A 26,818-nucleotide genomic window follows, 5' to 3' on the forward strand; every position below is an offset into this window, starting at 1 on the left:
TTAATTTTTCTAAATGCACAGGAATGAGAGCAATGCTCCCAGAAATCCACCAACTATTATGAGGGGCATGGCGAATTTTATGGTATTGATCGCACTCTTCGTTATATTTGTCATCTCCTCTAACTGTCCCCTCCGGGCCATTCTCAGTTTAACCATCTCTGTGTGCATGCTCACTTCCACTTCCTCAGCGTTGGAAAGTGCATCTTTTACGGCGTCCTTTACCATTTTTATTATTTCACTCCAATCATCCTTATCCCCAACAGGGTTGAGGTCCATAATGTTGTAATTTACAATGTGATTGTCTGTGGAAAAAACCTCAACCTCATCAAGAACACCTTTGAGGGATTCTATAATCCTGTTTCTCAATCCCTTTTTGACGTTGTTTCCATCCAAGAGAATGTACCCAATTCTCTTCCCGTTATGGATAAATACGGTCACCTTTATCCCATCGGGCCCAAAACTTTTGCTTTTGAAGGACCTCTGGGCATAACCCATGATTATGGGCGCGTCTGCATCAAGATTTTTTATTTTCCTTGCAATTGCATCCACATCTCCATGGGTCAGGCTCAGTGGAAAGGCGTTCTCGTCAAAATTGTTATGGGCATCTACAATTGCAGCATCCTCGTAAAAATTCAGCAGTTTTTTTCTAAGCATTAGCCCCGCTTTTAGATCCACATCATCAAAAATATCTCTTGTTGGGAGCAGCGCTACTATGAGATACCTTCCAAAAAGATGGGCGAGTACCTCCATATTGCCAAATTCAAATCTCAGAACATCACTCATTTTTCTGCAGCGATTTTTTGTGTTGAGTGAATTTTTAACCACATTGGCAATCTTCTTAACATCCCTCTCATCGGCCACATTGTTATCGTGGGTTGTGGTTGTGTGGAAGATCATGAGATTATCAAATCCCGTGAATTTTTTCAATTTTTTTGTTATATCGCTGCCACCAACCTCTCCAAAGGGGCCAGGATGGATGTAGGGAAACAGGAAAATGGCTTTTGGGGAATCTCCTCTCCAAAAAACCATGGAGGATACAGGCACTGTTCTTTCAGTGTATATGTTTTCAAAGAATCTGTTTATTGAACGGAGATGCTCTCTCTCTCCATTTGAAAGGTAGTTTATGAAGGATGCTATGAACCAGAGAGGATCCTCGCTGAACTCTCTGACGAACTTGGCTACGGAAATGCGAAGGATGAAGAGCGCGGAGATCAGATAAATTCCGGAGGCAATGGTGTATGAAATTGTGAAATTCCTTGCGGTGAGCAGGGCAATTACCCCGTATATCATATTGTAATTGAGAGAGGTGATTATACCCAGAACAGGTCTTTTTCTCATAAATACAAAGTAAACAAAGGTTCTGAGGAACACAGCGGAGGAGAATGCGAGCAGCAGGGAAAATTCAAATGAAAAAAATCTCTGAAATATCAGTATTTGAATGAGCACCCCTATGAATATGAGCAGATTCAATGTGAGTATCCTTTTTCCGGGAAAATAGGTTCTTCCAATCTTGATCATGGCATAGTCAAGAAAATTAACAAGGAGGTATGGCACTCCAAATATCAGTAGGGCTTTCCACACGTCCCAGTATATGAGATAGGAGGAGAGGAGAATGAAGACTATGGAAAGTGTGATGCTGACCTCGTATCCCGGGGTAGTTATTATATGTCTCCGCAGCGAGAGTATGTACTTTTCGCCCTCTTGACCCATTTGAATTCCCCAATATTGTGCGTTTATTTACCTTTTGCGATGTAGTGAAGGGTGAAGACAAGTCCCACCCCTAGATTCATGTAGAATGTGAGGATTCTCCACACAATTATCAGAGGGCCCAGAAACTCGGAAGGAACCCTCTGACCATAGAGGAAATAGGCTGAGAACTCTGCAAGACCGCTGCCCCCAGGAGAGACGGGGATCATGGTGATGAGAACTATTATCATCTGGAACGTGTAGGATATGAGCCACATGGGATCCTGTCCAAAACCCATAAGGAGCACGGAGGGTATCATAAATCCACAGGTCCACATGAGCGCCGTTGCCCCCATTGCTGCCACAAAGTGCAATTTTTTTCTTTTGAATATTGTTATCGTGCTCTCTGAGAAGGTGACGAATTCCCTCTCCATTTTTCTGAGAGTCTTCCATCTCTTTGCATCTTCCTTTATTATGAACCTCAGAATTTTGTCAAGTTTATGTATTTTATTCTTGAACCTGTGCGGGTGAGTCACCAGGAACATCGTAAAGAGGCCTGCAAGACCGAGAAGCACGGCTGATGCGATCATGAAATATTTGACGCCTGTAAGGTCTATTGAAAGCCCCACAAGGAGAAGGAGAATTGGAAGAGAGATACCGAAGAAAAGGAAATCTATCAGACGCTCCCCAACGGTGAGGGCAGTTGCATCTCCCACGGAGGTGTTACCCCATGTCATGTTATCCTGGGAGAGCATGTATATCCTCATGGGTTCTCCTCCCATGGACGATGGGGTGACCGCAGCCATAAACTGGCTCACCATGACTATGCGAAATGCCTTTCTCAGGCATATTCCTATGTCCAGGGCTGAGGCAAGGATTTTTATCCTAATTGCCCAGAAGGTCCAGGCGAGAACGTTGAGGATTATTGCGTAGAGAATGATCAGGGGGTTAAGACTCAAAATTATACTTCCAGCCTGCTTGGTATAACTGAGCATGAATATTATTGCCAGGGAGGTGGCGCTTATAACGATGGATATGATGAGCCATTTCCGGTACTTTTTCACATCCATTGGAAGATCACCCTCATGGCGTTCTCCACGGATTTTGAAACATCGTAATTGCCCCGGAATCCCCTGTAATTCTTTGCCCTTTCAATCATCTCACCAAGGTTTATTTTATCCTGGGTGGTGTAACCTGCTATGCCCATTTTTTCAAGGTACCTTGCAAGGTACTCCTGCTCAGGTTGTCCCGGGGTTGGTACGAACATTGCCTTTCCCCCGATCACATACAGGTCCATAATAGTTGAGTATCCCGAGCGGGATATCACAATTTTGCTTCTGTTCATTATTTCCTCCCTTTTCTCCATGCTAAGGTAGGGAAATATGCGCACATCATCCCTCTTCTCTCCATCCTCAGGTCTGCCGAGGGTAACAACCACATTTCCCTCAATGCTGTCCAGGCCTTCAAATATTCTCTTTTCGAATATGCTTCTCTGGGGCTCCGGGCCTGAAATGGATATCAGCACATCAATATCCCTTTTCATATTTCTGTACTTGAAGGGAGAGAGGGGCCCTATGTATTCGATTTTACTCTCCTCCATCATCTTCAGATTGTGGGACATCTCTCCTGATAGGGAGTTTTCCCTGAAATCCGGAACTAGAATTCTTTTGAAGAATCTGGTGATGTACCTGTTGTAGATTGTTATTCCGAATCTCAGTAACTTGAGTGGAACCATGATGCGCAGTTGATGAATTATGAGAAATGATGGAACGTTCCTGTGAAATACATCAAATCTGCTATCGGATATTATGAGATCGAAATTCTCCCTCTCTTGCAAGTTTACAAATTCCCTGTGTGAGCCAAGCATGGTGCTGAGAATTTTGTTTGAGTGCATAAAAAAATAGGGGATGAACTGATGAGCCTTTTCAGGGTACTGGATTGGAAAATCCGGGATCTGGTAGAGTTTCAGATGTCCCATTTCCTTTTTGAGCATCTGCGCGGCCCTGCCGTAGGATACAAGCACAATCTCGTGGCCCTCTTCTTCCAATTTTTTTATGAGGGGAAGACTTCTGGTCACGTGTCCGATGCCGAGGGAGCATATGCCAAACGCAATCTTCACAAAATAGAAAAAAGAGGGATTGTATTAAATGTTTTCTTAACTCAACGCAAGGTATATGAAAACCTTTGCATCGTTTATGCAATTATCAACACGGCAGTACTCGTTTGGCTGGTGCTCCACATCGTCTGCAGTCATCCACACAACTGCAGGTATGCCAAGCCTGCGGAAAAATGCTGCCACTGTGCCTCCTCCAATACCTCCGGCAACAGGCTCTATGCCTCTTAACTCTCTAAGTGCCCTCATCAATTTTTGCACAATTTCACTGTTCACATCGGTTGGGGGTGCTGCCTGAGATGCCTGAACAATCTCCACATTTATCCTGACATTCTCCTTCTTTTCATATTCCTCCGCAATTTTCCTCACATCCTCTATGACATCTTCAATTTTGTAATGCGGAAGAACACGGAAATCAAAGTAGATCACATCGGTGCCGGGTATCGTGTTTATATTATCCACATTCCTCTCCTTCTTGGTTATCTCAAATGTGGATATTGGGGGTTCAAATGTGCTATTCTCATCTGCATACTTTTTGTGCAGGTACTCATCCACCGCAAGGGCGAATTTCATGGCCGCCCGGTGCGCGTTCACTCCTGTGTGGGGCATTGATGCGTGGGCCTGCTTTCCAATGGTCACGATCTTTATCCATGCTGCGCTTTTCTCCGCAATTTCCACAAACGAACCGTCCGGGGCACCTCCATCCGGCACAACCACAAGGTCATTGGGCTTGAATATGCCCTTATCCATGAGAAATTCAGCCCCGTATCTGCTTCCGGCCTCCTCATCTGCCACGTAGGCAAGTCCTATGTTGTACTTGGGCTTCAATCCTGCGGCCAGTATGGCCTTTGCAGCAAAATATGAAGACACGATTGCCTGGCCATCATCCAGGGTCCCACGCCCATATATCTTTCCGTCCTTCAGAATCGGGTCATAGGGATCATGGTCCCATAGGGATAGATCCCCCTCGGGTACGGTATCCATGTGTCCTATGAGCCACAGGGTTCTGCTTCTATCCTCTCCGTATATTATGCCAATCAGATTTGGTCTCTTGATTCCATTTTCATCAACGGTCTCGTAGCGTTTGACCTCGTCGCAGATCTCCCTGAGTTTTTCTTCAAGCCAATCTGCCCTTTTTCCCTCACCCTCTCCGCCACCTGTAGGATTCACAGCCTTTATTCTGTTCATTTCAATTGTGAACTGTATAAGCTCTTCCCTCATACTTTCAAGTTTTTCAAACACTTTTTCCATCATGGGTGGGGATATCGCGGACAATAAGATTAATGTTTTCATGGTAAGATTTAAGGTAGAGGAGTGCATAACCCCACACCATGTACGAGGTAAGATTCCATGGAAGAGGCGGTCAGGGAGCCGTTACGGCGGCGAATATCCTGGCCATAGCAGCGGTGAAGCAGGGATTCTACGCCCAATCGTTTCCATACTTTGGTGTGGAGCGAAGAGGAGCGCCTGTGCAGGCATTTACAAGGATAGATGACAAAAAAATAGACATAAGGATGAACGTGTACAATCCGGATGCGGTGGTTGTGCTTGACCCATCGCTCATGGATGTCATTGACGTGACAGAGGGACTCAAGGAGGGGGGAATAATTGTGATAAATACCTCCAAAAAGCCTGAAGAGTTTGAACTGAAAAACTTTAAGGTTGCCACCGTGAATGCGACGGAAATTGCACTGAAGCATCATCTCGGTTCACAGGCAGCACCCATTGTGAACACATCCATTCTGGGCGCCTACGCAAGGGCAGTGGGAAATGTGAAGATAGAGTACGTGGTGGAGGCAATTCGTGAGAACGCTCCTGCAAAGAAGGAGGAAAACGCTCTGGCTGCCAAGGAGGCCTATGAGCAAACCGTTTTGGGGTGGTAAAAAATGGAGATAATAACCAGAGGAGCCGTTATTCCCGAACCGGGAAATTCGGTTGAGAATAAAACAGGAACCTGGAGAGTATTCAAGCCCATAATTAACTACGATAAATGCATTCGTTGCCTTATATGCTGGCAGTTCTGTCCTGAGCCGGCCATATGGAGGCACGATGATGAGGAGACGAGAATGAACACACCCGCACCCAAGGAAGCCCTAAAGAAATTGCCCGTTGTGGAGATAGACTACGATTACTGCAAGGGTTGTGGAATATGCTATAACGAATGTCCTGTTAAGGCAATAGATTTTGTGAAGGAGGAGAAGTAAATGAAGGTGATGATTAGAGGAAATGAATCAATAGCGTACGCCTTTAAACTGGCAAGGGTAAAGGTGATACCTGCATACCCGATAACGCCATCCACGCTTGTGCCTGAGAAGATAAGCGAGTTCATAGCCAACGGTGAGATGGATGCCGAGTTTGTGACTGTGGAGAGCGAGCACAGCGCAATATCTGCGGCCATAGGAGCAAGTGCCCATGGTGTTCGCGTGGGTACTGCCACTGCATCCCAGGGGCTCGCATTGATGCATGAGGTTCTATTCATTGCCAGTGGAATGCGCCTTCCTATTGTTATGGGCATAGGAAATCGTGCTCTGAGCGCACCCATAAATATATGGTGCGACCATCAGGATATGATGTCCCAGCGCGATACGGGATGGATGCAGTTCTACGCTGAGAGCAATCAGGAGGGTCTGGATCTTGGACTTATGGCCTTCAAGATAGCTGAGGATGAGCGTATTCTCCTGCCCGCCATGGTGGGTATTGATGCCTTCGTTCTCACGCATACCGTTGAGCCTGTGGAACTGCCAGAGCAGAAGGATGTGGATGATTTCATAGGTGAGTTTGTGCCCCACTATGTGACCCTGGATCCTGAGAAGCCGGCAACCCTTGGAGCATTTGGATTTCCCGAGTACTTCATGGAGTTCAAGTACGGGCAGTGGATTGCCATGGAGAGGGCGAAGAAGGTCATAGATGAGGTATTCAGCGAATTTGAGGAGAGATTTGGTAGAACCTACAAAAAGGTCTATCCGGAGTTTATAGAGGATGCGGACATTGTGCTCATAACCATGGGTTCAATGACCTCAACCACCAGGGAGTTTGTGAAAAGACTACGCGCTCAGGGCAAGAAGGTCGGACTTCTGAAGATCACCACATTCAGACCATTCCCCAAGGAGGAGTTGAAGGAACTGCTCAAAGGCGTAAAAGTGGCTGCGGTGCTTGAGCGTAACATATCCTTTGGATTCGGCGGTGCCGTTTATGCCGAGGTTGGAGCGGCATTTGCCAACGATGAAAACAAGCCCAAGATCGTGGATTTCATCGTGGGTCTTGGAGGAAGGGACATAACCTTCAAAACGCTAAACGAGGTCTACGAGATTGCAGAGAGAGCAGCCAAGGGAGAGAAGGTGGACGAGGTGAACTGGATTGATGTAAATAAAGAGGCCGTGCTTAAAGCGGAGGGATTACTATGAGTTACGAAAAGGAAGAATTTTTTGCACCGGGTCACGGAATGTGCGCCGGTTGTGCCGCTCCCATAATCGTGAAATGGGTGCTCAAATACGCAGGTCCAAATACAATAGTGGTCAATGCCACAGGATGCCTGGAGGTGGCCACAACAGCATATCCACGCACATCCTGGCGTGTGCCATGGCTCCATGTGGCCTTTGAAAATGCTGCCGCAGCTGCCAGTGGAATAGAGGCTGCTGCAAGGGCCAGGGGTGAGAAACTGAATATAATTGCCTTCGGTGGAGATGGCGGAACCGCTGACATAGGATTTCAGGCGCTCAGTGGTATGGTTGAGAGGGGACACAATGTGCTCTACGTGCTCTACGATAATGAGGCATATATGAACACTGGAATACAGCGGAGCGGTGCAACACCCTGGGGAGCATGGACCACCACCAGCAAGGTTGGACAGGCAAATCCCATAGGCAAGTTGCAGCCCAAGAAACCAATTGCAAGGATAATTGCAGCCCACAATGCCAAGTACGTTGCAACGGCCAACCCTGCAATATTCAACGATTTCAAGAAGAAGGTTCAGAAGGCGCTCAGTTACGAGGGTCCTCGCTTCCTGCACGTGATCTCATCCTGCACAACTGGATGGAGGCATGATCCCAGCAAGACAATAGAGATAATGAAACTTGCAACCGATACGGGCATATTCCCGCTCTGGGAAGTTGAGGATGGAGATCTTGAGAACATGCGCATAACATACAAGCCAAAGAAATTCAAGCCGGTGGAGGAGTACCTCAAGCCCCAGGGCAGGTTCAGGCACCTGCTCAAGAATCCAGAGTACGTTAAGATTTTGCAGGAGCAGGTTGACGCATGGTGGGCCAAGTACGGGCACCACTACAAACCATAATCCCTTTTTATATTTTTGAGTTCTTCCAAGAAATTCTCAGTTGTTTCTTTTGTCACGTGGGGCATAACCACGATTCTTATTGTGCTGTATTTCGGGTTTGTTGATATTCCCCAGCCCCTGGCGAGGAGAAGATTTTTGGCCTTCTTCACATCTTTTAAGCCAATGTTCACAATGTTCATTTCCGGCTTGAAGGGCACATCGAAACCCTCCTCCTCTGCTCTTTTCACCAGGTATTCTGCTCTCTCCATGCATTCTTTCACCACATTTCTATAACCCTCCCACCCGAAGTGGAGTATTGCGGAATATGCACCTGCAACACTTCCGCTCTGTCTGGTGCCCAGGAGGGTATCATTGTGCTCGTTCATCAGGTATGGGGCCTTGATTTTGATTTTCTCAAATATGTTTTCCCTTGCCACAATACCCCCTGCTGGATATGGGGCCATGCCCATTTTGTGGGGGTCAATGGTCACACTCATAACACTCTCCACATCAAATCCAAATTTTTTATTCGTTTTGCCCAATTCACGCAAAAATGGAATCACATAGCCTCCGAAGGCAGCATCCACATGCAAATAGCATTCATCGCATAATTTTGAGACCTCTTCAATTGGGTCAATGAAGCCCAGGGGTGTTGTGCCAGCGGTTAGAACAACAATGTCTCCTTCCTTCAACTCTGCTGACAGTGCCTCTATATCCATTATGCCATTCTTCACTGCCAATTTCTTAATGGGTATTTTGAGCAATTTTGCAGCCTTTGTCACTGAAAAGTGGGCGTCCTCAGTAGTCAATATCCTGCTGTATCCCATTTCCCGGGCGGCCCATAGGGCTATTATGTTTGCCTCTGTGCCTCCACTCACAATGTGTCCGTGAAAATCCTTCCTGCCAGAAGTCAATTTAAGCAGAAATTTAACAACCTCCCTTTCAAGTTGGGCAGTTCCGGGATAGAGGCCTGCATTGCCCAGATTTGCCTGATAGAATTTGAAAAATGCTTTTAAAACCACATCAGGAGGCCTTGTGTACATTGAGCCGAGAATCCTGCCATCTTCGTAGTGCATATCCCTACTGTAATACCCGTTCAGCAGATTTTCTATTTCTTCATCGTTCATCTCTTTCAGCATGCGCTCGTGGGATTAATAAATTTGCAGTTAGAGTATTGGCAGAAGATTCTTTATCTCCCACTCTGTGACCTGAGCCCTGTAGTCGCTCCATTCCTTGCGCTTCACATATAGAAAATGATTGAATACGTGCTCTCCAAGGACTTCCCGCATGAACTCGCTTCTGCTCAGGTGGTGTAGTGCCTCGCCCAAACTCTCGGGCAGGGACTTAATTCCCATTTCTTCCCTTTTTTCTGGACTCATTGCAAATATGTTCTGCTCAACGGGCTCGGGGGGCTCTATTCTTTTTGCAATTCCATCAAGGCCGGCTGCAAGCATCACGGCAAATTGCAGGTACGGATTCCCTGCAGGATCAGGATTTCTCAATTCGATTCTCGTCTTCATACCCCTTCCTGCGGGTACACGTATTAGTGCGCTTCTGTTGAGGTTTGCCCAGGAAATGTAAACTGGTGCCTCGTATCCTGGCACAAGGCGCTTGTATGAGTTTACCCAGGAGTTCAATATGGCGGTGGTCTCATCGGCATGCTTGAGCAACCCACCTATGTAGTGAAGGGCCACGTCACTAAGTTCCCATGGCCCATTGGGGTCATAGAATTTGTTTTCATTGCAATCCCGACTTAAAAGACTCTGATGCACATGCATTCCGGTACCGTTAACTCCAAATACGGGTTTTGGCATAAATGTGGCGTACAGCCCGTATTTGAGGGCAACCCTCTTTATCATGGCCTTCAGGGTGAGAATCCTGTCGGCTATGGTCAGAGCGTATCCGTATCGCAGATCAATCTCGTGCTGTCCCGGAGCAACTTCGTGATGTGCCGCCTCAGGCATGTAGTCTATGTCTGCAAATATCCCTATTATCTCCTTGCGCACCTCCTCACCCTGATCAACCGGGCCAAAATCAAAGTAACCACCGTGGTCGTTTGGCTCCAGGGTTGGCTTACCATCCCTCATCTTGAACAGAAAAAATTCAAACTCGGGCCCCGTGACGAATTTGAAATCCATTTCCTCCGCCTTTTTAAGTGCTCTCTGAAGTACGTACCTCGGATCACCGTCAAATCTCTTGCCGTTTGGCAGATATATGTCGCATATTATCGTGGCAGTTTTTGGGTCATCGGGCAGGATTTGAAAGGTTTTTGCATCTGGAACCGCGCGCATATCGCTCTCGTCAATGGTGGCATATCCAGCAATGCTGGAACCGTCAAAGAGTATTCCCTCGTTTAGAGCCTTCTCAAGCATTATGTGGGGTATCATAACGCTCTTTACCTGCCCCAGGATGTCCATAAATTGCAGGTGTATGTACTTCACACCCCTCTCTTTTACCATCTTCAAAATCTCTCGCTGCATATGAAACAATGATTATCCAAGATTTAAAACTTTCTCTTACCAGATTTGGTAAAATTTAACGGAGAATAAAGTTAATATCGCACGCACACATTACCCTGTGGTGGTAAAAAATGTGGGATGAAGAATTCTCGGATATTGCAAAACGCCTCAAAGCCTCGGAGATCAGAGAATTGCTTAAGGTTACCCAGGAGCCCGATATAATCTCGCTGGCCGGGGGTTTGCCAAGTCCCAAGGCCTTTCCCGTTGAAATAATTAGGGAAATTGTCTCCAATATGCTTGAAAAGCATGGGGATAAGATGCTTCAATACGGCTCAACCGAGGGTGTTAACACTTTCAGGGATACCCTTGTTGATTTTCTCACATCACGCTACGGATTCAATAACCTAAAGAGGGATAATATTCTAATCACAACGGGCTCTCAGCAGGGTCTCTATCTACTCGCCAAGATATTTATCGATCCGGGGGATTATGTGATCATTGAGGCGCCCACCTATGTTGGAGTCCTCACGGCGTTCCAGTCTTATCAGCCGCGGTACGTAGCCATTGAGATGGACGATGATGGAATGAGAATGGACATGCTTGAGGATACACTTAAGAGATTGAAGGGCGAGGGAATAAGGCCCAAGATGGTCTATACTATCCCAACCTTCCAGAATCCCGCGGGCGTGACCATGTCTGAGGACAGAAGAAAGAGACTTCTTGAACTGGCGGAGGAGTACAACCTTCTTGTTGTTGAGGATGCCCCCTACGAGGCACTTCGCTTCTCAGGTGATCCAGTTCCCCAGATCAAGAGATTTGACCGTGACCACAGGGTTGTGTATCTTGGTACTTTCTCAAAGACCCTTAGCCCCGGAATGAGGGTTGCCTACATGGTGGCCCATGAGGATATAATTCACAAAGCCGTTCTTGCAAAGCAGGGCATAGACCTGTGCACCAGCCCGTTCTTGCAGTATGTGGCTCAGGAGTACATCAAAGGGGGATATTTTGAGAAGCACATACTCAACATAATCAAATTGTACAAAGAGAAGAGAGATGTGATGCTGGATGCCCTGGAGGATTATTTCCCGGAGGGTGTTAGATGGACAAGGCCCGATGGTGGAATGTTCCTGTGGGTAACCTTGCCTGAGGGAATGGATGCAGAGAAACTGTTCAAGAAGGCCATTGAGAAAAGGGTGGCGTTTGTCATAGGTGCGGCGTTCTTCCCCAACAGGGACCACAGAAATACCTTGAGATTGAATTTCACCTATCCAACGGAGGAAGAAATAAAGGAGGGTGTGAGAAGGCTTGGCCAGGCGATAAGGGAAACCCTCTAATTTCCATTTATTATTTTTTCCAGAAGGTCAATTGTGTTTTTTATGTCTGCAATATGGCACATCTCCACCGGGCTGTGGGTGTATTTTACGGGTATGCATATTGGAAGTGCCCTTAGACCATGGTTGAATGCAACGGCGGCATCTGTTGAACCTCCCGTTATTGCCACCTGCACTGGTATACCGTGCTCTCTGGCTATATTCAATACCTTGTCCCTGAGGAACTCGGAGGCAGCACCCCTTCTATCAAAGAATCTTATTGCTGGGCCTTCTCCTATCTTCACTGGGCTCAGATGGAAGGGCACACCTGGCATCATGCCAGTTGTCATGGTATCTATGGCGTAAACCTCATCGAAATCCATTCTGGATGTGATGGCGCTGGCTCCACGCAGCCCTGTCTCTTCCTGTACAGTCCATATGAATGTAATCCTGTTCTTGAGATTTTTTCCTTTGAGTTTCTGAGCGAGGTGGTAGAGAATTGCGCAGCCGACCCTATCATCTATGCCCCTTGTTACCACGTAATCTCCCATCCTCACAAAATCCTTCTTCCATCTCCCGGGCATCACGGGCCCTACTCCAATCTCTATGGCCTCTTGGTAACTTCTTGCTCCTATGTCTATGGCCAGTTCCTTCCATGTTGGGCTCTTCTTTCTATCCTCTGAGGTGCTCAGGTGGGGCGGAATCAATCCAATCACACCGTAAACTATTCCCCGTGGGGTGAATATCTCAACCACCCTTCCGTATAGCATCCTGTCATCCACCCCACCCACAGGGGCAAAACGTACATAGCCATCCTTTTCAATGTGTGTGGTCACGAATCCTATCTCGTCCATATGGGCCATTATGGCGATGTGTCTCTCTCCCTGGCCCAGGGTCACGTAAACGTTGCCAACGGCATCCACCTGGGGGTTTATGTCCTTTAACTTCTCCAGTAGATAGCTCCTTATGGGTGTTTCAAATCCGCTCACTCCGGGAAGCATCACAAAATCCCGTAGAATTTCAACTATGTCCATTTTCATCACCATGCAATTGTAATGCCTTTTCGCATATAATCTTTTTCAGAATTTTCGCAAACTCCTCAGGGTTTGGAACGCTACCGCTCAGGAAATTGCCCTTTCCACCACCTCTACCACCCATGCTCTCAATGAGATTAAGATATTCCACCCTTGCCCAGGAATGGGCTGGGTTGAATGCCATGCAAACCACATTGTTTATCGCATAAATGATCACAGCATCTCTATGATTTGCAAGTTCCATGGCCCTTCTCTGAATGATTTTGTGGTCCCCATAGGGAAATATCTGGTGATAAATTTCCACATTTCCGCAAAGATCCCTTGAAAATTCTCTGCTCTTGCTCAGTTCCCTGAGGGCATTGAGCATCTTTTTACTCTCCTCCTCCATATTTTCCACATATTTTTCCACGCTTTCAATGCTCAGGTTTCTCTTCCACATCATTTTCCTGAGAGTTTGAGATGCTATGAAATGATAATCTTTTGCCCTTTGCCCTATGACAAATTTCACCTCTTTTTTCTTTCCCATCCTGATGGACGTTATGGCGAAATCTCCTATTTCTGAAAGGTTCTGCACATGCACACCCTTGCAGGCCGATAGGTCATGGCCCTCGATCTCTATCACCCTTATAGCATCTTCCTTTATCCTTTCAAGTTTTATTCTCAATTGAGGATAATCCTTTATCTCCTCCCTATTTATCCAGAATGCCCTAACCTTTCTTCCCTCTTCTATGAGTCTTCTTGTATCCCTCTCAGCCTGCAGGATATCCTCAATACCGATATCTCCTGTGAATATTATGGCGGATTCCTCGCCCAAATTTATTTTGCCCATCCTTGCCCCCATATTTTCCAGAAATCTGAAGAATGTGTGCTCTGCAGTGTGGGACCGCATGAAAAGGTACCTTCTCTCCCAGTTTAGATCTATCTGCACCTCTGAGCCTTTGCATTCCCCATCGATCTCATGCCATAGGTCGCCAACGTGCCTTATTTTGAATTTTTTCCCTCCGCATAGGGCTGTGCCCTCATCCGCTGGCTGGCCACCCCCTCCGGGGTAAAGGATGGTATCGTTTAGAAGAATTCTATTGCCCTCGACCTTGAGAACCTTGAATTTTGCCCTCTTCAAATATGGGTTCTGGTAGTAAAGGTACTGAAACATAGGGGTAAAACAAAAAGATATAAAAAATAGTTATGGAGAGCGCCGCTTTTTGAGAACTGCAACGACTATTGCAATTATAACTACTACAACCACAAGCACTGCAATTCCTATGGCAGTGGGCAGAAGCCAGGAATTCGCCTGTGTGCTGGTTGTTGAAGGGCGGCCACCCTCACTGTTTTCTATGGATTTAATTTCCTTCTGAGCATCATCGTATGTGGTTGCCTGGGTATCAAATTTCTTGGTACCTATCTGTATGCCCCCACCAACTATGAATTTCTTGGAAGGCGAGTAGAAGTACCAGAAATCAAAGTTAGAGATGCTCTTCTCCTTCGGTATGTTTAGATGCACGATGTACACACTCTCTCCACCATACTGCATTGTACCGCTTATCCTCACAGTTCCAACGGTTATTGTTGTGTTCTCGTTTATTGTGCCGTTGGAGAACCCCGGTATGTGCGTGTTGAAGGTTTGCAGGTTTATTGGGAATGTAAGGTTGAGCACATTTTCCAGAATCTTCTTGTAGGGCTCCTGAAGTCCGACTATGGTTATTGTTCCATAATATTTGCCCCTTGTGACCATTGTTATGTTTTCCTTGCCTTTTGGAATGAGTGGGAGTGGAGGAGTGTAAGTGGTTGTTGTGTTTTCCTGAACCTCTGCCAGGATTGTGAAATTGAAGTTGTCATAGAGGGGGAGCGATTTAACCTCGTTCAACAGTTTTTCGTATCTGGGCACGATCATGGGCACATCAAAGTCTCCCCCGAAGCTTGTGGACCAATCTTTTGGCATGAGCCAGACGGAGAAATGATACGAGTGCCCATTGTATGATGTTATGAAGCCCAGCTCCACGGGTGTGAACTGATTAAAGAAACTTGGATTTATATGGATACACAGGTAATCTCCAGTGTCCAGATAACCATCCTTGTTCTGGTCAATCACATTCACGCTCACAAGGGTTGAGTTAACATACACATCTGAAGTTTTTATGGTTGAATTTATGGGAACACCATTGAGCGTCTCGTTAAGATAGGTTTTGAGGCATATGGTGGTGAGATTGCTCATTGAAGATATGTATTTTAGACTCATTCTTATGCTCAAATGCTGGTATCTCACGGCCTTTGACTCTATCATGGGATAGAGGAGCATGGATAGAGGTATGTTCTTACCTTCAAAATGCGCTCTGAAATAGCTATAGGAGTTTGAGATGATCTTGGATATGTTACCCGAAGTGCTTTCAATAACAGTGCCGTTGGACAGGTGCTTGGTGATGAGACTCACCATTGCAGATATGTTCACATTCTTTGGCTCCACGTTTCCATTGATCACCTGAGAAACATTGGATGCATATGGAAATACCCCACTGGCGTAGAAGGATAGGTTTGCATTGGTGGATTCTCCACCTTTATATTCCACCCCATTGCCCGTGGCCACCATTGCCTCTGCCATCTTGAAAGTTCCATTTAGGCTGGAATCGTAGGAGTTGATCTGGTAGGTGGAGTTCATATCGTTGAACTTTGAAACAAGCATATCGGTCAGAATCTTCAGATAGGGCTGTACCTGGTCTTGGAGATTGATGTTGAGTTTGAAACCCCATTTCTGGTTCTCCTGGGCAATTGCGCTGCTTGCCAGTATGCTGAGGGATAGAATTACCACCAGCCCAATACTTAGTAACCTCTTCATTTTCATCACCTGTCCATGGTATAGGGGCGCTTCCTCATAAAACTTCTGGATTTTTATTCTTTCTTTTCAATTAAAAATTCGCAGTACTCGTATCCCTGCGCTTTGCACTTCACTTCCCTTCCTTCGTATTTTGCGCCCTCTATCTCCTCAACTATTCCTGTAAGAACTCCCCTCATGAAATGGCACACTGGCTTATCGCCCTTGCCCTCGTTCTCGATGTAACTATCTGCCTCAAACGAATCATATAAAACCATTCGATAATTCTCACCATCCTTAAATGAGTCGCCAATGGCCCATCCAAAATACCAGCCCACGGCTGCCAGAACATCGTACATACTGATGCCATCCTCAATTGAGTTTGCATACTCCCTGACGAGCCTCCTACCTATTCTCTTTCCTCCTCTGTAGAGGACGAAATCTCCCACACCACCAAACAGTTCCTCCATATCCTTCTTGAGTTCGTAGGGAAAATACCTGGTGGATAAAAGCACATATCTATTTCCGTAGAAATCTATCCGAAGATTTTCAGAACAGCATCTCCCATCCTTACCCAATTTTTTAAGGGTTTCTTTTGCTCTCCTCTCAATTTCCTCTTTTTTCATTCATCTCCCCGAAATATTTAGGGCTCCATACTATTTAAAATCTTCTCAATCAATTACCCAACCGAGGGACCTTGAAACAGCCCTTTTCCACCGTGCATACAGTTTTTCCCTTTTTACCTCATCCATCTGGGGAGTGAATCTCCTGTCCACCTTCCACAGTTTCTCAAGTGTGTGCATATCCCATATATCCTCCTGCAATCCTGCCATAAATGCTGCCCCCATGCTTGTACTCTCTCTATTAGCAGGTCTGAGAAGGGGTATGCCAAGGATGTCTGCCTGAAACTGCATTAGAAAGTTGTTTACGCTTGCTCCCCCATCAACTCTAAGTTCCCTCACAAATATGTGCTTTTTGATCTCTTCAACCACATCCCTTGTCAGATAGGCAATGGCCTCCAGAGTTGCCCTTACAATGTGCTCTTTTCTTATTCCTCTTGTTATGCCTATGATGATGCCCCTTGCGTAGGGGTCCCAGTAGGGGGAGCCTAGGCCGGAGAAGGCGGGCACAAAGTAAAGATCTTCATTGCTTCCCAGGGATCCTGCAAGTTCTTCCGTTTCCTCATAGGATTCGATTAGGCCCAGATCCCGGATCCATTTAAGTGCCGCGCCTGTTATGAATATGCTTCCCTCCAGTGCATAGTTAATTTTATTCCCAATTTTCCAGGCTATGGTGCTCAGCAGGTTCCTTGGGTTTGGCACGCTCTCACCCGTGTTAACCAGCAGGAAATTTCCAGTGCCGTATGTCACCTTGAGCATTCCATCTCTAAAACATGCCTGGCCGAACAGTGCTGCCTGCTGATCTCCAAGCACCCCAGAAACTGGTATGTTTTGGAGGAATCCCTTCGCGTCTCCATAGTTATCTGCAGAATTCAATACCTCAGGTAAAATATCCTCTGGGATTTTGAATATTTCGAGAAGTTCGTCATCCCACTGGCCCCTTTTTATGTTGAACAGCATGGTGCGTGATGCGTTGGAGTAATCTGTGGCATGAGTCCCTGTGAGTTTGTAGATTAGATATGAGTCCACGGTACCGAACATGAGTTCTCCATTTTTTGCCCGCTCCCTCGCCCCTGGAACATTATCTAGGATCCAGCGTATTTTACTGGCTGAAAAGTATGCATCTCCAATGAGCCCGGTTTTCTCCCTTATCAGATCCCCATACTCCTTTTTCACCCTTTCCATGAATTCTGCCGTCCTCCTGCACTGCCACACTATCGCGTTGTATATCGGTTTTCCATCCCTGTCCCATATTATTGTCGTCTCTCGCTGATTTGTTATACCTACCGCTGCAATATCCCTTGGTTCGAGCTTCGCCATTTTTATTGCCTCTCTGGCGGCGAGGATCTGAGCATTCCATATTTCCTCCGGGTTGTGCTCAACCCAGCCGGGGCGGGGATAGTACTGGGGAAACTCCCTGCTCGCCGAGGAAATTATATTTCCCTCCTCGTTTATTATTGAGGCCTTTGCATTTGTGGTGCCTTCGTCCAGAGAAAGAATGTATGGCATCCTATCACCATACGGTTAATGCCCTTGGGGAATATATGATTTTTCTGCTTTAATCCGCAAAATTAAAAATGGAATAAGGCATAATGAGAGATATGGGCGTGGAGATAAAGGTTGTGGATATCAAGAAGCCCAGCAGCGATATAAACGTGATCATTGGCTATACTCATTTCATAAAGAGCACTGAGGATATATACGAGGCGCTGGTGACAAGCATGCCGGGCATAAAGTTTGGGTTTGCATTCTGCGAGGCCTCTGGCCCGAGGTTGGTCAGGTACGAGGGCACGGATGAGGAACTCGTGCAATACGCCATTGAGAATGCCAAGAACATTGGGGCGGGGCACTCATTCATAATAATGCTACGTAACGCTTATCCGATAAACGTGCTCAACACACTCAAGAATGTGCAGGAGATCACGCACATAATCGTGGCCAGTGCAAATCCCCTTCAGGTGATAGTGGCTGAGACCGAGCAGGGAAGGGCTATAATGGGCGTTGTGGATGGCCACTCTCCCCTTGGAGTGGAGGACGAGGAGAAAAGGAGAGAGCGTAAGGAATTCCTCCGCAAGATTGGTTACAAGTTGTGATCTCCATGGATTTCTACGACATTGAGGCGGATCTCTACGATCTTTTTTATTTTGATTTTCAGGACGATATTGGTATATACCGCAAGTACGCAGGGGGATGCGACTCACTGCTTGAACTCATGTGCGGCACGGGACGCATACTCTATTATCTTGATCATCCGAATATGTGGGGCATTGATTCCAACGAGAAGATGCTTGCCCGTGCAAGAGAGAACCTTAAAGGAAGGAATGCAAGACTGATAAAGGGGGATGTGCGTGAATTCTCCCTCTCGGAGAGATTCTGCCTCGTTATAATCGGGCTCAACTCCCTGACAATGTTCCCCCGGGACGAGAGGTTGAAGATTTTGAAAAATGCGAATGCACACCTTAACAAGGGGGGAAGGATAATTGTGGACATTTTCAATCCCTTCGAGATGGTTGAGGGAATTGTGCACCATGGCGATACGATATTTCGGGATGGCAAGGTCTACTCTCGATTCTTCGTTCCTGTAAAATATGAAAATCGCTGGAAACTGCTCTATTTTTACGATATCGTGGAGAGTGAGATCTTGAGAAGAAGGGTCGCTGAGATGTACATCTACCCCATTGAGAAGGATGAAATCGTTGAGGAATTGCAGGATGCGGGATTTGAAATAGAGCACGTTTATGGGGATTATGACATGAACGAGTTTGACGAGTATTCCGAGAGGATAATTGCTGTGGGAGTGAAGAGGTAATGGTAATGAGAAATGGGCTGTCTGAGGAGAGCATTGAAAAGGTGGAGGGCATTCTTGAGGATATGAGGATGGAGAACAGGAGAATTCCCATTCTTGTTGAGGGGAAGAGGGATAGGGAGGCGCTTAGAACTCTCGGAATGGATGGGGAAATAATAATCGTTAATATGGGCAAATCCCTTGCTGATCTTGCGGATTTCATAGCATCCCATCATTCTGAAATAATAATCCTCACCGACTGGGACAGGAAGGGCAGTTATCTTGCGGGGAAATTATTCACTCTCCTGCGTGACAACGATGTGGCCTGCAATATGGAGTTCCGCCGAAAACTGGGGTTCTACGTTGGGGCCCACATCTCCAGCGTGGAGGAACTTGCCTCACTTTTCTGAAAAATTTATTTAAATGCAAAGCCTTCCCCACCCATGGAATTCATAAATCCCTGGTCTTCACAGCAGTACAAGGACTATGCCAAATTGCGCGATCAATTCGGCATTGAGCCCTTTGATTTTGAACTTCCCGATGCACCTAGGCTTTTCCGCAGGGGCGTCATCTTCGGGCACAGGGGCTTTGAGTACATATACGATGCCATAAGGAACGGAGAGAATTTTGCAGTACTCACAGGACTCATGCCCTCAGGACGAATGCATTTCGGGCACAAGATGACCATTGATCAGGTCCGCTATTACCAGGACTTAGGCGCGGATGTTCACATAGCCGTGGCGGACATAGAGGCCTATGCCTCGCGGGGAATTTCCCTGGAGAGGGCGAGGAAAATAGCCCTTGAGGAGTACGTACCCAGTTACGTAGCCCTAGGTCTGAAACCCGGTAAGACGGAGGTGTATTTTCAGTCCAAAAGACAAGAGGTGAAGGATATTGCCTGGAAACTTGCCAGGAAGGTGAATATGAGTGAATTTCTGGCCATATACGGATTCGGCGGGGAAACGAATATGAGCCATATTTTCTCCCCCTTGATTCAGGTGGGGGATATACTCCACGTGCAACTTGAAAAATTCGGGGGTCCAAGACCGACAGTGGTGCCCGTAGGCGTGGATCAGGATCCCCATATGCGCCTGACCCGGGATATTGTGGCGAGGTGGAGGATGTTCTCCCTATCTCCCCAGGGAGAAGAGGGCATGGGAATTTTCTACAAGGGCGAGGATGTGGAGGTGAAATTGAAAGATGTGGCCCTGCACCTTGAATCTGCAGGTTTTTCAGAGTTCAAGATCAATGTTCCCTACAGGGCCCTTTACGTGAGGGATGCGGATGAAAGGGATGTGCTGAAGATAAACAAGATCCTCATCAGATACGAGCAGGGATTCAATGAGAATACCTTCTATCCCCCTGCTGCCACGTACCATCGCCTCATGACGGGACTTACCGGTGGAAAGATGTCCTCCTCGGTACCTGAGAGTGCGATATTTCTCACAGATGATCCTGAGGATGCAAGAAAGAAGGTTCTCCGTGCAAAAACTGGTGGAGGTGCAACCCTGGAGGAGCACAGGAAGCACGGGGGAAACCCTGACGTGTGTACAGTTTACGAGTTATTCGTGTACCACCTTCTGGATGATGATAAGTATCTTAGAGAAGTGCACGACACCTGCAGATCCGGAGAGAGGGTGTGTGGTCCCTGCAAGAGGGAGGCAGCCGATATAATATCCCAGTGGCTCAGAGAGTTTCAGGAGAGAAGGGAGCAGGCCAAGGAAGAGGTAAATGACATGGTTTCGTGGGAGTGAAAGTGTGCATATAAATCCTTAAATATACGGATTGCATACGCCTCCAAGAGAGATGGTGTCCAGATGGGATGGGAAAGAGGATTCAGGATAGGAGATGGGATAGAGGCGTTTGTGGGTGAAAATAGGATAGTGGTTAAGGTAGGGGTGAAGGAGTATTTGCTTTACTCGGAAGATTAGCCCTTCTTTACTTTCACGATAAACTCGTCCAGATCGTTTACCACAAAGCTATTTGGGAATATTTTCCTTGCCTCACTCTCGAGAATCTTTGAATCCTTGTACCTGGGGCTTATGTGCACAAGAAGCAGGGTATCCACATTGGCCCTCCTCGCTATTGAGGCTGCCTGCCTTGCGGAAGAGTGCCCATACTCGTTTGCCTTCTCTTCCAGTGAAGATTCTGTGGTTGCCTCGTGGATCAGCACACTCGCATCTCTGGCAAAATCTATCATCTCATCCATCGGTGCGGTATCTCCAGAATACACTATCTTTCTTCCTATTCTCATTCCATTGCTCACGTCTTCAATTCTTATTGTTTTTCCCCGATATTCTATTTCACCTTCTCTTCTCAATTTTTCCAGAACCTTGCTGTTGAGTTTCAGGGATTTTGCCTTGTTTCTATCAATTCTTGGCATATCCTTCTCCTTTATGGAGTACGCCAGAGATGGTACTGGGTGCCTGGTTCTGAGGGTCGAAATGGTGTAATCTCCAAAATCAAGGACCTCGTTTCCTTCAAGTTCGTAAAGTTTTATTGGAAATGTGGTTGAATAATAGCCAATGGATAAATAGCGGGTGAGTATGTCCACGGTTCTCTCAGGCCCGTAGATCTCAAGGGGCTCCCTCCTGTCGTTGAGAGCCATAGTCTGAACAAGCCCGGCAAGGCCGAGAAAATGATCCCCGTGGTAATGGGTGATAAATATCCTCTTGATTTTCATGAAGCTCATATTTGTGCGCATCATCTGCCTCTGTGTTCCTTCTCCACAATCAAACAGGAGAACCTCGCTATCTATCTGAACACCTATGCTCATAACGTTTCTCTCAGGAGAGGGCCAGGAGCCTCCTGTGCCAAAGAACACGATGCGAATGGTGGATGCCATAAGGAATACCTTATCTCTTCCAAATATTAAACTTTGTTTATTCGTCTGGAATGTGTGGAGTATTTCATTTCATATTTCTGATCTTATTTAAAAATTCCCTGTTTGCCTCCTCTATTTCCATTTTTCTTTTCTCTGCTATAGAGGTTATCAAAAGGAGAATAAATATTATGAAAAACATCAGTAACTCTAGGGCATGTGGATGAGCAATTCTGCCACCTGTGTTTTCCTGTAGCAGTATGTATCTAACCTCTCCATCAAACTTAATTGGATTCTCTATTTTCCAGGAAAAATGAGTGTCCTTAATTTTTATTTTTGTGGAATTCACAATTTGAATGCCCACCTTCTCTTCATCATCAAAATAGGATCTCTCAATAATTATGTACGTGGAATTCTCTAAAAGGATTCCTGAGTGGGCAGAAATCATCCCACTCATAGGAGTTATGGATATATGTAAATCTTTCAATACTCCGTAAGATAAATTATGCCCACATATTCCATTTGTAAATGGGCCCGAAATATGTATGTTTTCCATATTAATATGAAAGTCATCTTTCATAAAAATCCCACAATATAACTCTCGATTCGACTCTGCCGGAACAATATGTATGTTGCTTATATCAAGATTTTGAATGCCCCCAAGATATACCCCGCCATCTGCCCACGATATTTTTAAATTTTCAAGTTTGACGTACTTAACAGGATTTTTAGTCCCCATTATGGATAGACTAAAAATTGTGGAATTGCAAAGCATTACCTTAGAAACATTATACATTATTATATCCTTGTGAAAGTTATCCCCAGAAAAATCCACATTTTCCATCCATATGCCTTCAGTATTTTCTATCGATATCACTCCATCTGAGCCACCTGAAAGATACATTCCAGAGATGAGGAAATTTTTAGATTCCGAGATATAAATATACGGGCCACTTATATTTTTTAAGGCTGCCTGCTCAGTTTTCTTTAGATTTATCATATAATAACCAGAGATATTCTCAATAGAAATGTAGCTCACGTTGGTAAACAAGAGATTATAGGATGAGTGAGTGCTGAGTTTTTCTAATCGAATGTGGGTTGAGTTATAGAAATACACCCATGAATCATCCAGTGTGGACCTTACCAAACTTATATTGTGTGCGCTCCTAAAAATCATCATTGTGGGATAAAGGTTTGAATCCTCAATGATAGCGTTGCTCACATTATACATTAAAAAATTATCACACCAAATGTTTCTCAATATTAAATGGAGTGATATATTCTCAAATCTCATTGTGTGAAACCCATGCGGAATAACATATGGATTTTCAGAAGCCCCGTTACCTGGAAAGTGATGCTCCCTAATAAATTCACTCAATTCTTTGTTACCATTTATTTCAAGGTCTTTCTCATTTGCTCTCACTTTGATTGGGTACTCCAACGCGCAAGAAATGGGGATAAGAAGAATAAGGAAAAACAGAGATAAGGCCATTGCTTTTTTAAGCATAGATGACAATATTCTTACATTTATAAATAAATTTTTCTTGCTTTCTTAAGAGTTGAAATCAATTGATAATTGGGGTGAGGGTGTATTTTAATATGACAATGCTCTGCCACAAAATTTAAAAACCACATTATTATTCCCTCTGTAGGGCCCGTGGTCTAGTGGTTATGACGTCCGCCTCACACGCGGGAGGTCCCCGGTTCGAATCCGGGCGGGCCCACTAGCCTTTCTGATTTTTCTGGAAATCTTTGCCGGGTTCTGCGAATTGTTTAATATTGATGAATCCATAATCCCCTGCTCTGGTGAGTGGGATGACTAGGATCATTATAATAGGTGCGGGTATCGTAGGAATGAGCATAGCACGTGAACTGAGCCAGTATGAACTGGATGTGGTGGTGATTGAGAAAAACTCCGATGTGGGATGGGGTATAAGCAAGGCAAATACTGCCCTGATCCATGGTGGTTATGACGATGACCCTGAGAGGTATCCTGTGCGTGCCAGATTGTGTGTGCGGGGAAATGAAATATGGCACAGATGGGTTGAAGAACTTCAGATTCCCCATGTGTGGAATGGGGCCCTTGTGGTTGCAAGCAGTGAAGAGGAACGAAAAGAACTTGAGGTTCTTCTCAAAAGGGGTGAGATCAACGGAGTTGCGGGTATGAAGATCATTGAGGATGAGATTTTCACCATGGAGCGAAATTTGAGTGATGATGCCCTGGCGGCTCTCTGGATTCCAAGTGTGGGGCAGATTGCTCCTATACCTGCAGTTATAGCCCTTGCGGAGAATTCCGTTGACAATGGAGTGAAAATAATGCTCGATACAGAGGTGAAGGATATAAAAATTGAAAATGGAGAGGTAAGTGGAGTGGAAACAAACAAGGGATTTGTGGATGGGAACATAATAATAAACGCTGCTGGACTTTACGCCGATGAGATATCCCGGATGGCTGGTGTGGATTATTTCACAATTCACCCTCGAAAGGGTGAGTACTGGCTCTTTGATGATTCTGCAGGTCCAAAACCTGAGCATGTGCTCTTCCCGGCACCCACAAAAAAGAGCAAGGGAGTCGTGGTCACAACCGAGATCTCAGGACATCTCATGATAGGGCCCAACGCACAAGATTTATCTCCAGATGAGAAGGAGGATTTGGGCAATACAAGGGAGGGTCTGGAAGAGGTTTGGGAGAAGGCAAGGAAGATCTGGCCAAGATTACCTCCAAGGAGCAAGGTGATACGCACCTTCGCGGGTCTGAGACCTGAGACCGAGGGGGCCGATTTCATAATAAGGAGCGAGGAGGTGCATGGTTTCATAAACGTTGCGGGAATACGCTCTCCCGGACTCACGGCTGCACCGGCAATAGCTAGGGAAGTCTCTGAGATTCTCGAAAGGGATTTGGACATATCACTTGTGCGAAGGGAGAAATGGAACCCCCATCGCAGGGAAATAACGCATTTCTTCATGATGGACGATGAGGGCATATCCTCAAAAATAAGGGAGAATTCGGCCTATGGCAGAATAATCTGCAAGTGCAACAAGGTTAGTGAGGGAGACATTCTGGAAGCCATTGAGAGAATGAAAAAAATAGGTGTGCAGGTTCCCAGTGTGGATTCTGTTAAGTTCCGAACCAAGGCAACAACGGGCACATGTCAGGGTGGATTTTGCAGGCCCCGGATTGTGGAAATTCTTTCAAGGGAGTACAATGTGCCCATGTGGGATGTAACCCTCAAGGGTAAGGGGACAGAGATTGCCATTGGAGATGTTAAGGTGCTTCGCAGGGGGGCGAGAGCATGAGATATGATCTTGTTATCGTGGGAGGCGGTCCTGCCGGGCTATCTGCAGGTATAAGGGCTAGTGAAGATGGATTGAAGGTCCTGATTCTTGAGGAGAGGGAGTACCTTGGAGGTATACTTCCCCAGTGTGTGCATCCGGGATTTGGATTGCACTATTTCAGGGAGGATCTCACAGGTCCAGAGTTTGCCCACAGGCTGGTTGAAAAAATAAAGAATTTGAACGTTGATTTCATTCTTGAATCCACGGTTTTGGATATCTCTCTAAATGGAAAATGGAAGGTGGTGAAGTTTGTCTCTCCCAGAGGGCTTGAGTATGCTCATACCCCTGCCATAATTTACGCGGCTGGAGCGAGGGAGAGGCATAGGTTTGAGGTTGGAATTTATGGAGATCGCGTGGCAGGTATATTTACCGCGGGGGAGGCCCAGACCTTAATGGACATTTACGGAATTATGCCGGGAAAGAACGTGGTCATAGTGGGTTCGGGAGATGTGGGCCTGATCATGGCCAGAAGATTCGCCCTTGAGGGTGCCAGAGTCAGAGCGGTTATTGAACTGATGCCCTATCCGGGTGGACTTGCGAGAAATGTTGTGCAGTGTTTGGAAGATTTCAACATACCTCTCTATTTATCCCACGGGGTTCTTGAAATCAGAGGTAGGAAAAGGGTTGAGTATGTCAGGGTTGCACGGGTTGATGATGATTTGAACCCTATAGAGGGTACTGAGTTCAATATTCCCTGCGACACGGTTGTGATCTCTGCAGGACTTATGCCCCGTACAAAATTGCTGAAGAAAATGGGGGTAAAGATGGATCCATTGACAGGAAGTGCAGTGGTTGATGGTAATCTGGAGACCACAGTCTCGGGCGTTTTTGTTGCAGGTAATGCCCTTATGATAAATGACCTTGTGGATTATGTGGTTGAGCAGGGTGAATTGGCCGCTCGATCTGCGGTAAAATACATAAGGGGGAGAGTTGAAAAGAAGAGGAAAATACTGGTTATTCCGGGCAACAATGTGCGTTTTGTGGTTCCCCATTACGTCTTTCCGGGGGAAGAGGTAATTCTATATGCGCGTGTTGAGAGACCTGTTGAAGATGCATCTCTTGTAATGAAGGAAATAGGGTTCCGCAGGAGGTATCCCGTTCTTAAACCCTCTGAGATGGTTCGACTCAAACTTTCCGGTGCGGATGTTGGGGGCGATGTTGAGGGTCTCACCCTGGAGGTGCAGAAATGAAGAAACTCTACAAATTTACCTGCATAGTTTGTCCCCTTGGATGCTATATCGAAGCGGAGGTGGATGGGGAGAGCGTGCATGTGCGGGGCTGCCGCTGTCCCCGTGGTGAGAAGTGGGCCAGGCAGGAAATCCTTGAACCAAAACGTGTTGTTATGAGTGTTGTGAGGGTGAAAAATGGAAGATATCCTGTGGTTTCCGTCAAAACAGATGCTCCCGTGCCCAAGGAGAAAATAGATGATGTGATGTCCTACATTGCTAATATGGAGATTCCCGCTCCCGTGAGGATAGGGGAGGTTCTTGCTGAGAATATATTGGGTCTTGGAGTGAATTTGGTTGCCACCAGGAGTGTGGAAGAGAAGTAATTATACATTAAATCCATATTCCC

25 protein-coding genes and 1 tRNA gene are annotated in these 26,818 nt (G+C 46.1%); 13 read left to right on the forward strand and 13 right to left on the reverse strand.

What is annotated here, in order from left to right:
- Positions 1–9: 9 nt before the first annotated feature.
- From AC0S1O_RS04655 to AC0S1O_RS04670, 4 genes are read right to left on the reverse strand one after another with little or no spacing between them, the layout of a single operon-like run.
- Positions 10–1,710 carry a DUF2070 family protein gene (locus AC0S1O_RS04655; RefSeq protein WP_475393172.1) on the reverse strand — a complete coding sequence of 567 codons (1,701 nt, stop codon included), beginning with the start codon at positions 1,708–1,710 and terminating at the stop codon, positions 10–12.
- A 23-nt stretch (positions 1,711–1,733) separates the two neighbouring features.
- The gene (locus AC0S1O_RS04660; RefSeq protein WP_475393173.1) at positions 1,734–2,756 is read right to left on the reverse strand and encodes a flippase-like domain-containing protein; all 1,023 of its coding nucleotides are present in this window, start codon (positions 2,754–2,756) and stop codon (positions 1,734–1,736) included.
- A complete protein-coding gene (locus AC0S1O_RS04665; protein ID WP_475393174.1) occupies positions 2,747–3,805 on the reverse strand; it encodes a glycosyltransferase family protein in 1,059 nt (352 codons plus the stop codon). Before AC0S1O_RS04665 ends, AC0S1O_RS04660 begins: the two co-directional genes overlap by 10 nt.
- A gap of 36 nt (positions 3,806–3,841) precedes the next feature.
- Positions 3,842–5,050, reverse strand: a complete 1,209-nt coding sequence (locus tag AC0S1O_RS04670) for a M20 family metallo-hydrolase (protein ID WP_475394471.1) — start codon at positions 5,048–5,050, stop codon at positions 3,842–3,844.
- An 80-nt stretch (positions 5,051–5,130) separates the two neighbouring features.
- Between AC0S1O_RS04670 and AC0S1O_RS04675 the strand changes: the two genes are divergently transcribed.
- From AC0S1O_RS04675 to AC0S1O_RS04690, 4 genes are read left to right on the forward strand one after another with little or no spacing between them, the layout of a single operon-like run.
- Positions 5,131–5,682, forward strand: a complete 552-nt coding sequence (locus tag AC0S1O_RS04675) for a pyruvate ferredoxin oxidoreductase subunit gamma (RefSeq protein ID WP_475393175.1) — start codon at positions 5,131–5,133, stop codon at positions 5,680–5,682.
- A gap of 3 nt (positions 5,683–5,685) precedes the next feature.
- Complete coding sequence (locus AC0S1O_RS04680) at positions 5,686–6,003, forward strand: 4Fe-4S binding protein (protein ID WP_475393176.1); 318 nt, start codon at positions 5,686–5,688, stop codon at positions 6,001–6,003.
- On the forward strand, positions 6,004–7,203 hold the full coding sequence (porA, locus tag AC0S1O_RS04685) for a pyruvate synthase subunit PorA (protein WP_475393177.1): 1,200 nt from the start codon (positions 6,004–6,006) through the stop codon (positions 7,201–7,203). It abuts the gene before it with no gap.
- Entirely contained in the window at positions 7,200–8,093 is an 894-nt protein-coding gene (locus AC0S1O_RS04690; RefSeq protein ID WP_475393178.1) for a thiamine pyrophosphate-dependent enzyme, read from the forward strand. The genes porA and AC0S1O_RS04690 overlap by 4 nt, the downstream gene beginning before the upstream one ends.
- Here the strand turns inward: AC0S1O_RS04690 and mfnA are convergent.
- On the reverse strand, positions 8,081–9,199 hold the full coding sequence (gene mfnA, locus AC0S1O_RS04695; protein WP_475393179.1) for a tyrosine decarboxylase MfnA: 1,119 nt from the start codon (positions 9,197–9,199) through the stop codon (positions 8,081–8,083). The two genes, AC0S1O_RS04690 and mfnA, sit on opposite strands and share 13 nt — an antisense overlap.
- Before the next feature lie 39 nt (positions 9,200–9,238).
- On the reverse strand, positions 9,239–10,552 hold the full coding sequence (glnA, locus tag AC0S1O_RS04700) for a type I glutamate--ammonia ligase (protein ID WP_475393180.1): 1,314 nt from the start codon (positions 10,550–10,552) through the stop codon (positions 9,239–9,241).
- Positions 10,553–10,662: 110 nt separating this feature from the next.
- On the opposite strand from glnA, the gene AC0S1O_RS04705 reads away from it, so the two are divergent.
- The gene (locus AC0S1O_RS04705; RefSeq protein WP_475393181.1) at positions 10,663–11,865 is read left to right on the forward strand and encodes an aminotransferase-like domain-containing protein; all 1,203 of its coding nucleotides are present in this window, start codon (positions 10,663–10,665) and stop codon (positions 11,863–11,865) included.
- Here AC0S1O_RS04705 and AC0S1O_RS04710 read toward each other — a convergent pair.
- From AC0S1O_RS04710 to glpK, 5 genes are read right to left on the reverse strand one after another with little or no spacing between them, the layout of a single operon-like run.
- Positions 11,862–12,887: a M42 family metallopeptidase gene (locus AC0S1O_RS04710; protein WP_475393182.1), complete on the reverse strand. Its 1,026-nt coding sequence runs from the start codon at positions 12,885–12,887 to the stop codon at positions 11,862–11,864. The genes AC0S1O_RS04705 and AC0S1O_RS04710 overlap by 4 nt on opposite strands.
- The gene (locus AC0S1O_RS04715) at positions 12,862–14,028 is read right to left on the reverse strand and encodes an alanyl-tRNA editing protein (protein WP_475393183.1); all 1,167 of its coding nucleotides are present in this window, start codon (positions 14,026–14,028) and stop codon (positions 12,862–12,864) included. Before AC0S1O_RS04715 ends, AC0S1O_RS04710 begins: the two co-directional genes overlap by 26 nt.
- 30 nt (positions 14,029–14,058) lie before the next feature.
- Positions 14,059–15,705, reverse strand: a complete 1,647-nt coding sequence (locus tag AC0S1O_RS04720) for a hypothetical protein (RefSeq protein WP_475393184.1) — start codon at positions 15,703–15,705, stop codon at positions 14,059–14,061.
- Between the two features lie 53 nt (positions 15,706–15,758).
- Positions 15,759–16,307 carry a V4R domain-containing protein gene (locus AC0S1O_RS04725; RefSeq protein ID WP_475393185.1) on the reverse strand — a complete coding sequence of 183 codons (549 nt, stop codon included), beginning with the start codon at positions 16,305–16,307 and terminating at the stop codon, positions 15,759–15,761.
- Between the two features lie 45 nt (positions 16,308–16,352).
- Entirely contained in the window at positions 16,353–17,810 is a 1,458-nt protein-coding gene (glpK, locus tag AC0S1O_RS04730; RefSeq protein ID WP_475393186.1) for a glycerol kinase GlpK, read from the reverse strand.
- Positions 17,811–17,902: 92 nt separating this feature from the next.
- Between glpK and AC0S1O_RS04735 the strand changes: the two genes are divergently transcribed.
- From AC0S1O_RS04735 to AC0S1O_RS04750, 4 genes are read left to right on the forward strand one after another with little or no spacing between them, the layout of a single operon-like run.
- On the forward strand, positions 17,903–18,394 hold the full coding sequence (locus AC0S1O_RS04735) for an adenosine-specific kinase (protein ID WP_475393188.1): 492 nt from the start codon (positions 17,903–17,905) through the stop codon (positions 18,392–18,394).
- A 5-nt stretch (positions 18,395–18,399) separates the two neighbouring features.
- Positions 18,400–19,110: a class I SAM-dependent methyltransferase gene (locus AC0S1O_RS04740; RefSeq protein ID WP_475393189.1), complete on the forward strand. Its 711-nt coding sequence runs from the start codon at positions 18,400–18,402 to the stop codon at positions 19,108–19,110.
- 5 nt (positions 19,111–19,115) lie between these two features.
- A complete protein-coding gene (locus AC0S1O_RS04745; RefSeq protein WP_475393190.1) occupies positions 19,116–19,496 on the forward strand; it encodes a toprim domain-containing protein in 381 nt (126 codons plus the stop codon).
- A 33-nt stretch (positions 19,497–19,529) separates the two neighbouring features.
- Positions 19,530–20,840, forward strand: coding sequence for a tryptophan--tRNA ligase (locus AC0S1O_RS04750; protein WP_475393192.1), 1,311 nt, complete (start codon positions 19,530–19,532; stop codon positions 20,838–20,840).
- 173 nt (positions 20,841–21,013) lie between these two features.
- On the opposite strand, the gene rnz is transcribed toward AC0S1O_RS04750, so the two are convergent.
- Positions 21,014–21,931, reverse strand: a complete 918-nt coding sequence (rnz, locus tag AC0S1O_RS04755; RefSeq protein WP_475393193.1) for a ribonuclease Z — start codon at positions 21,929–21,931, stop codon at positions 21,014–21,016.
- A 64-nt stretch (positions 21,932–21,995) separates the two neighbouring features.
- On the reverse strand, positions 21,996–23,414 hold the full coding sequence (locus AC0S1O_RS04760; protein ID WP_475393195.1) for a right-handed parallel beta-helix repeat-containing protein: 1,419 nt from the start codon (positions 23,412–23,414) through the stop codon (positions 21,996–21,998).
- Between the two features lie 144 nt (positions 23,415–23,558).
- Between AC0S1O_RS04760 and AC0S1O_RS04765 the strand changes: the two genes are divergently transcribed.
- The 4 genes from AC0S1O_RS04765 to AC0S1O_RS04780 all read left to right on the forward strand — a co-directional run bounded on the left by AC0S1O_RS04765 (position 23,559) and on the right by AC0S1O_RS04780 (position 26,795).
- Positions 23,559–23,631: transfer RNA gene (locus tag AC0S1O_RS04765), tRNA-Val, on the forward strand.
- A 91-nt stretch (positions 23,632–23,722) separates the two neighbouring features.
- Positions 23,723–25,204, forward strand: a complete 1,482-nt coding sequence (locus AC0S1O_RS04770; protein WP_475393196.1) for an FAD-dependent oxidoreductase — start codon at positions 23,723–23,725, stop codon at positions 25,202–25,204.
- Positions 25,201–26,433, forward strand: coding sequence for an NAD(P)/FAD-dependent oxidoreductase (locus tag AC0S1O_RS04775; RefSeq protein WP_475393198.1), 1,233 nt, complete (start codon positions 25,201–25,203; stop codon positions 26,431–26,433). The genes AC0S1O_RS04770 and AC0S1O_RS04775 overlap by 4 nt, the downstream gene beginning before the upstream one ends.
- A complete protein-coding gene (locus tag AC0S1O_RS04780) occupies positions 26,430–26,795 on the forward strand; it encodes a DUF1667 domain-containing protein (protein WP_475393199.1) in 366 nt (121 codons plus the stop codon). Before AC0S1O_RS04775 ends, AC0S1O_RS04780 begins: the two co-directional genes overlap by 4 nt.
- The last annotated feature ends 23 nt before the right edge of the window (positions 26,796–26,818 follow it).

It is taken from the genome of Candidatus Aciduliprofundum sp. HYA1 (assembly GCF_056175085.1).

Excerpts from the sequence above, each read along its gene's own strand:
- AC0S1O_RS04655 (WP_475393172.1), bottom strand. The coding sequence starts at position 1,710 with ATGGGTCAAGAGGGCGAAAAGTACATACTCTCGCTGCGGAGACATATA.
- AC0S1O_RS04660 (WP_475393173.1), bottom strand. The coding sequence starts at position 2,756 with ATGGATGTGAAAAAGTACCGGAAATGGCTCATCATATCCATCGTTATA.
- AC0S1O_RS04670 (WP_475394471.1), bottom strand. The coding sequence starts at position 5,050 with ATGGAAAAAGTGTTTGAAAAACTTGAAAGTATGAGGGAAGAGCTTATA.
- AC0S1O_RS04675 (WP_475393175.1), top strand. The coding sequence starts at position 5,131 with ATGTACGAGGTAAGATTCCATGGAAGAGGCGGTCAGGGAGCCGTTACG.
- AC0S1O_RS04680 (WP_475393176.1), top strand. The coding sequence starts at position 5,686 with ATGGAGATAATAACCAGAGGAGCCGTTATTCCCGAACCGGGAAATTCG.
- porA (WP_475393177.1), top strand. The coding sequence starts at position 6,004 with ATGAAGGTGATGATTAGAGGAAATGAATCAATAGCGTACGCCTTTAAA.
- AC0S1O_RS04690 (WP_475393178.1), top strand. The coding sequence starts at position 7,200 with ATGAGTTACGAAAAGGAAGAATTTTTTGCACCGGGTCACGGAATGTGC.
- mfnA (WP_475393179.1), bottom strand. The coding sequence starts at position 9,199 with ATGAACGATGAAGAAATAGAAAATCTGCTGAACGGGTATTACAGTAGG.
- glnA (WP_475393180.1), bottom strand. The coding sequence starts at position 10,552 with ATGCAGCGAGAGATTTTGAAGATGGTAAAAGAGAGGGGTGTGAAGTAC.
- AC0S1O_RS04705 (WP_475393181.1), top strand. The coding sequence starts at position 10,663 with ATGTGGGATGAAGAATTCTCGGATATTGCAAAACGCCTCAAAGCCTCG.
- AC0S1O_RS04710 (WP_475393182.1), bottom strand. The coding sequence starts at position 12,887 with ATGGTGATGAAAATGGACATAGTTGAAATTCTACGGGATTTTGTGATG.
- AC0S1O_RS04715 (WP_475393183.1), bottom strand. The coding sequence starts at position 14,028 with ATGTTTCAGTACCTTTACTACCAGAACCCATATTTGAAGAGGGCAAAA.
- AC0S1O_RS04720 (WP_475393184.1), bottom strand. The coding sequence starts at position 15,705 with ATGAAGAGGTTACTAAGTATTGGGCTGGTGGTAATTCTATCCCTCAGC.
- AC0S1O_RS04725 (WP_475393185.1), bottom strand. The coding sequence starts at position 16,307 with ATGAAAAAAGAGGAAATTGAGAGGAGAGCAAAAGAAACCCTTAAAAAA.
- glpK (WP_475393186.1), bottom strand. The coding sequence starts at position 17,810 with ATGCCATACATTCTTTCTCTGGACGAAGGCACCACAAATGCAAAGGCC.
- AC0S1O_RS04735 (WP_475393188.1), top strand. The coding sequence starts at position 17,903 with ATGGGCGTGGAGATAAAGGTTGTGGATATCAAGAAGCCCAGCAGCGAT.
- AC0S1O_RS04740 (WP_475393189.1), top strand. The coding sequence starts at position 18,400 with ATGGATTTCTACGACATTGAGGCGGATCTCTACGATCTTTTTTATTTT.
- AC0S1O_RS04745 (WP_475393190.1), top strand. The coding sequence starts at position 19,116 with ATGAGAAATGGGCTGTCTGAGGAGAGCATTGAAAAGGTGGAGGGCATT.
- AC0S1O_RS04750 (WP_475393192.1), top strand. The coding sequence starts at position 19,530 with ATGGAATTCATAAATCCCTGGTCTTCACAGCAGTACAAGGACTATGCC.
- rnz (WP_475393193.1), bottom strand. The coding sequence starts at position 21,931 with ATGGCATCCACCATTCGCATCGTGTTCTTTGGCACAGGAGGCTCCTGG.
- AC0S1O_RS04760 (WP_475393195.1), bottom strand. The coding sequence starts at position 23,414 with ATGCTTAAAAAAGCAATGGCCTTATCTCTGTTTTTCCTTATTCTTCTT.
- AC0S1O_RS04770 (WP_475393196.1), top strand. The coding sequence starts at position 23,723 with ATGACTAGGATCATTATAATAGGTGCGGGTATCGTAGGAATGAGCATA.
- AC0S1O_RS04775 (WP_475393198.1), top strand. The coding sequence starts at position 25,201 with ATGAGATATGATCTTGTTATCGTGGGAGGCGGTCCTGCCGGGCTATCT.
- AC0S1O_RS04780 (WP_475393199.1), top strand. The coding sequence starts at position 26,430 with ATGAAGAAACTCTACAAATTTACCTGCATAGTTTGTCCCCTTGGATGC.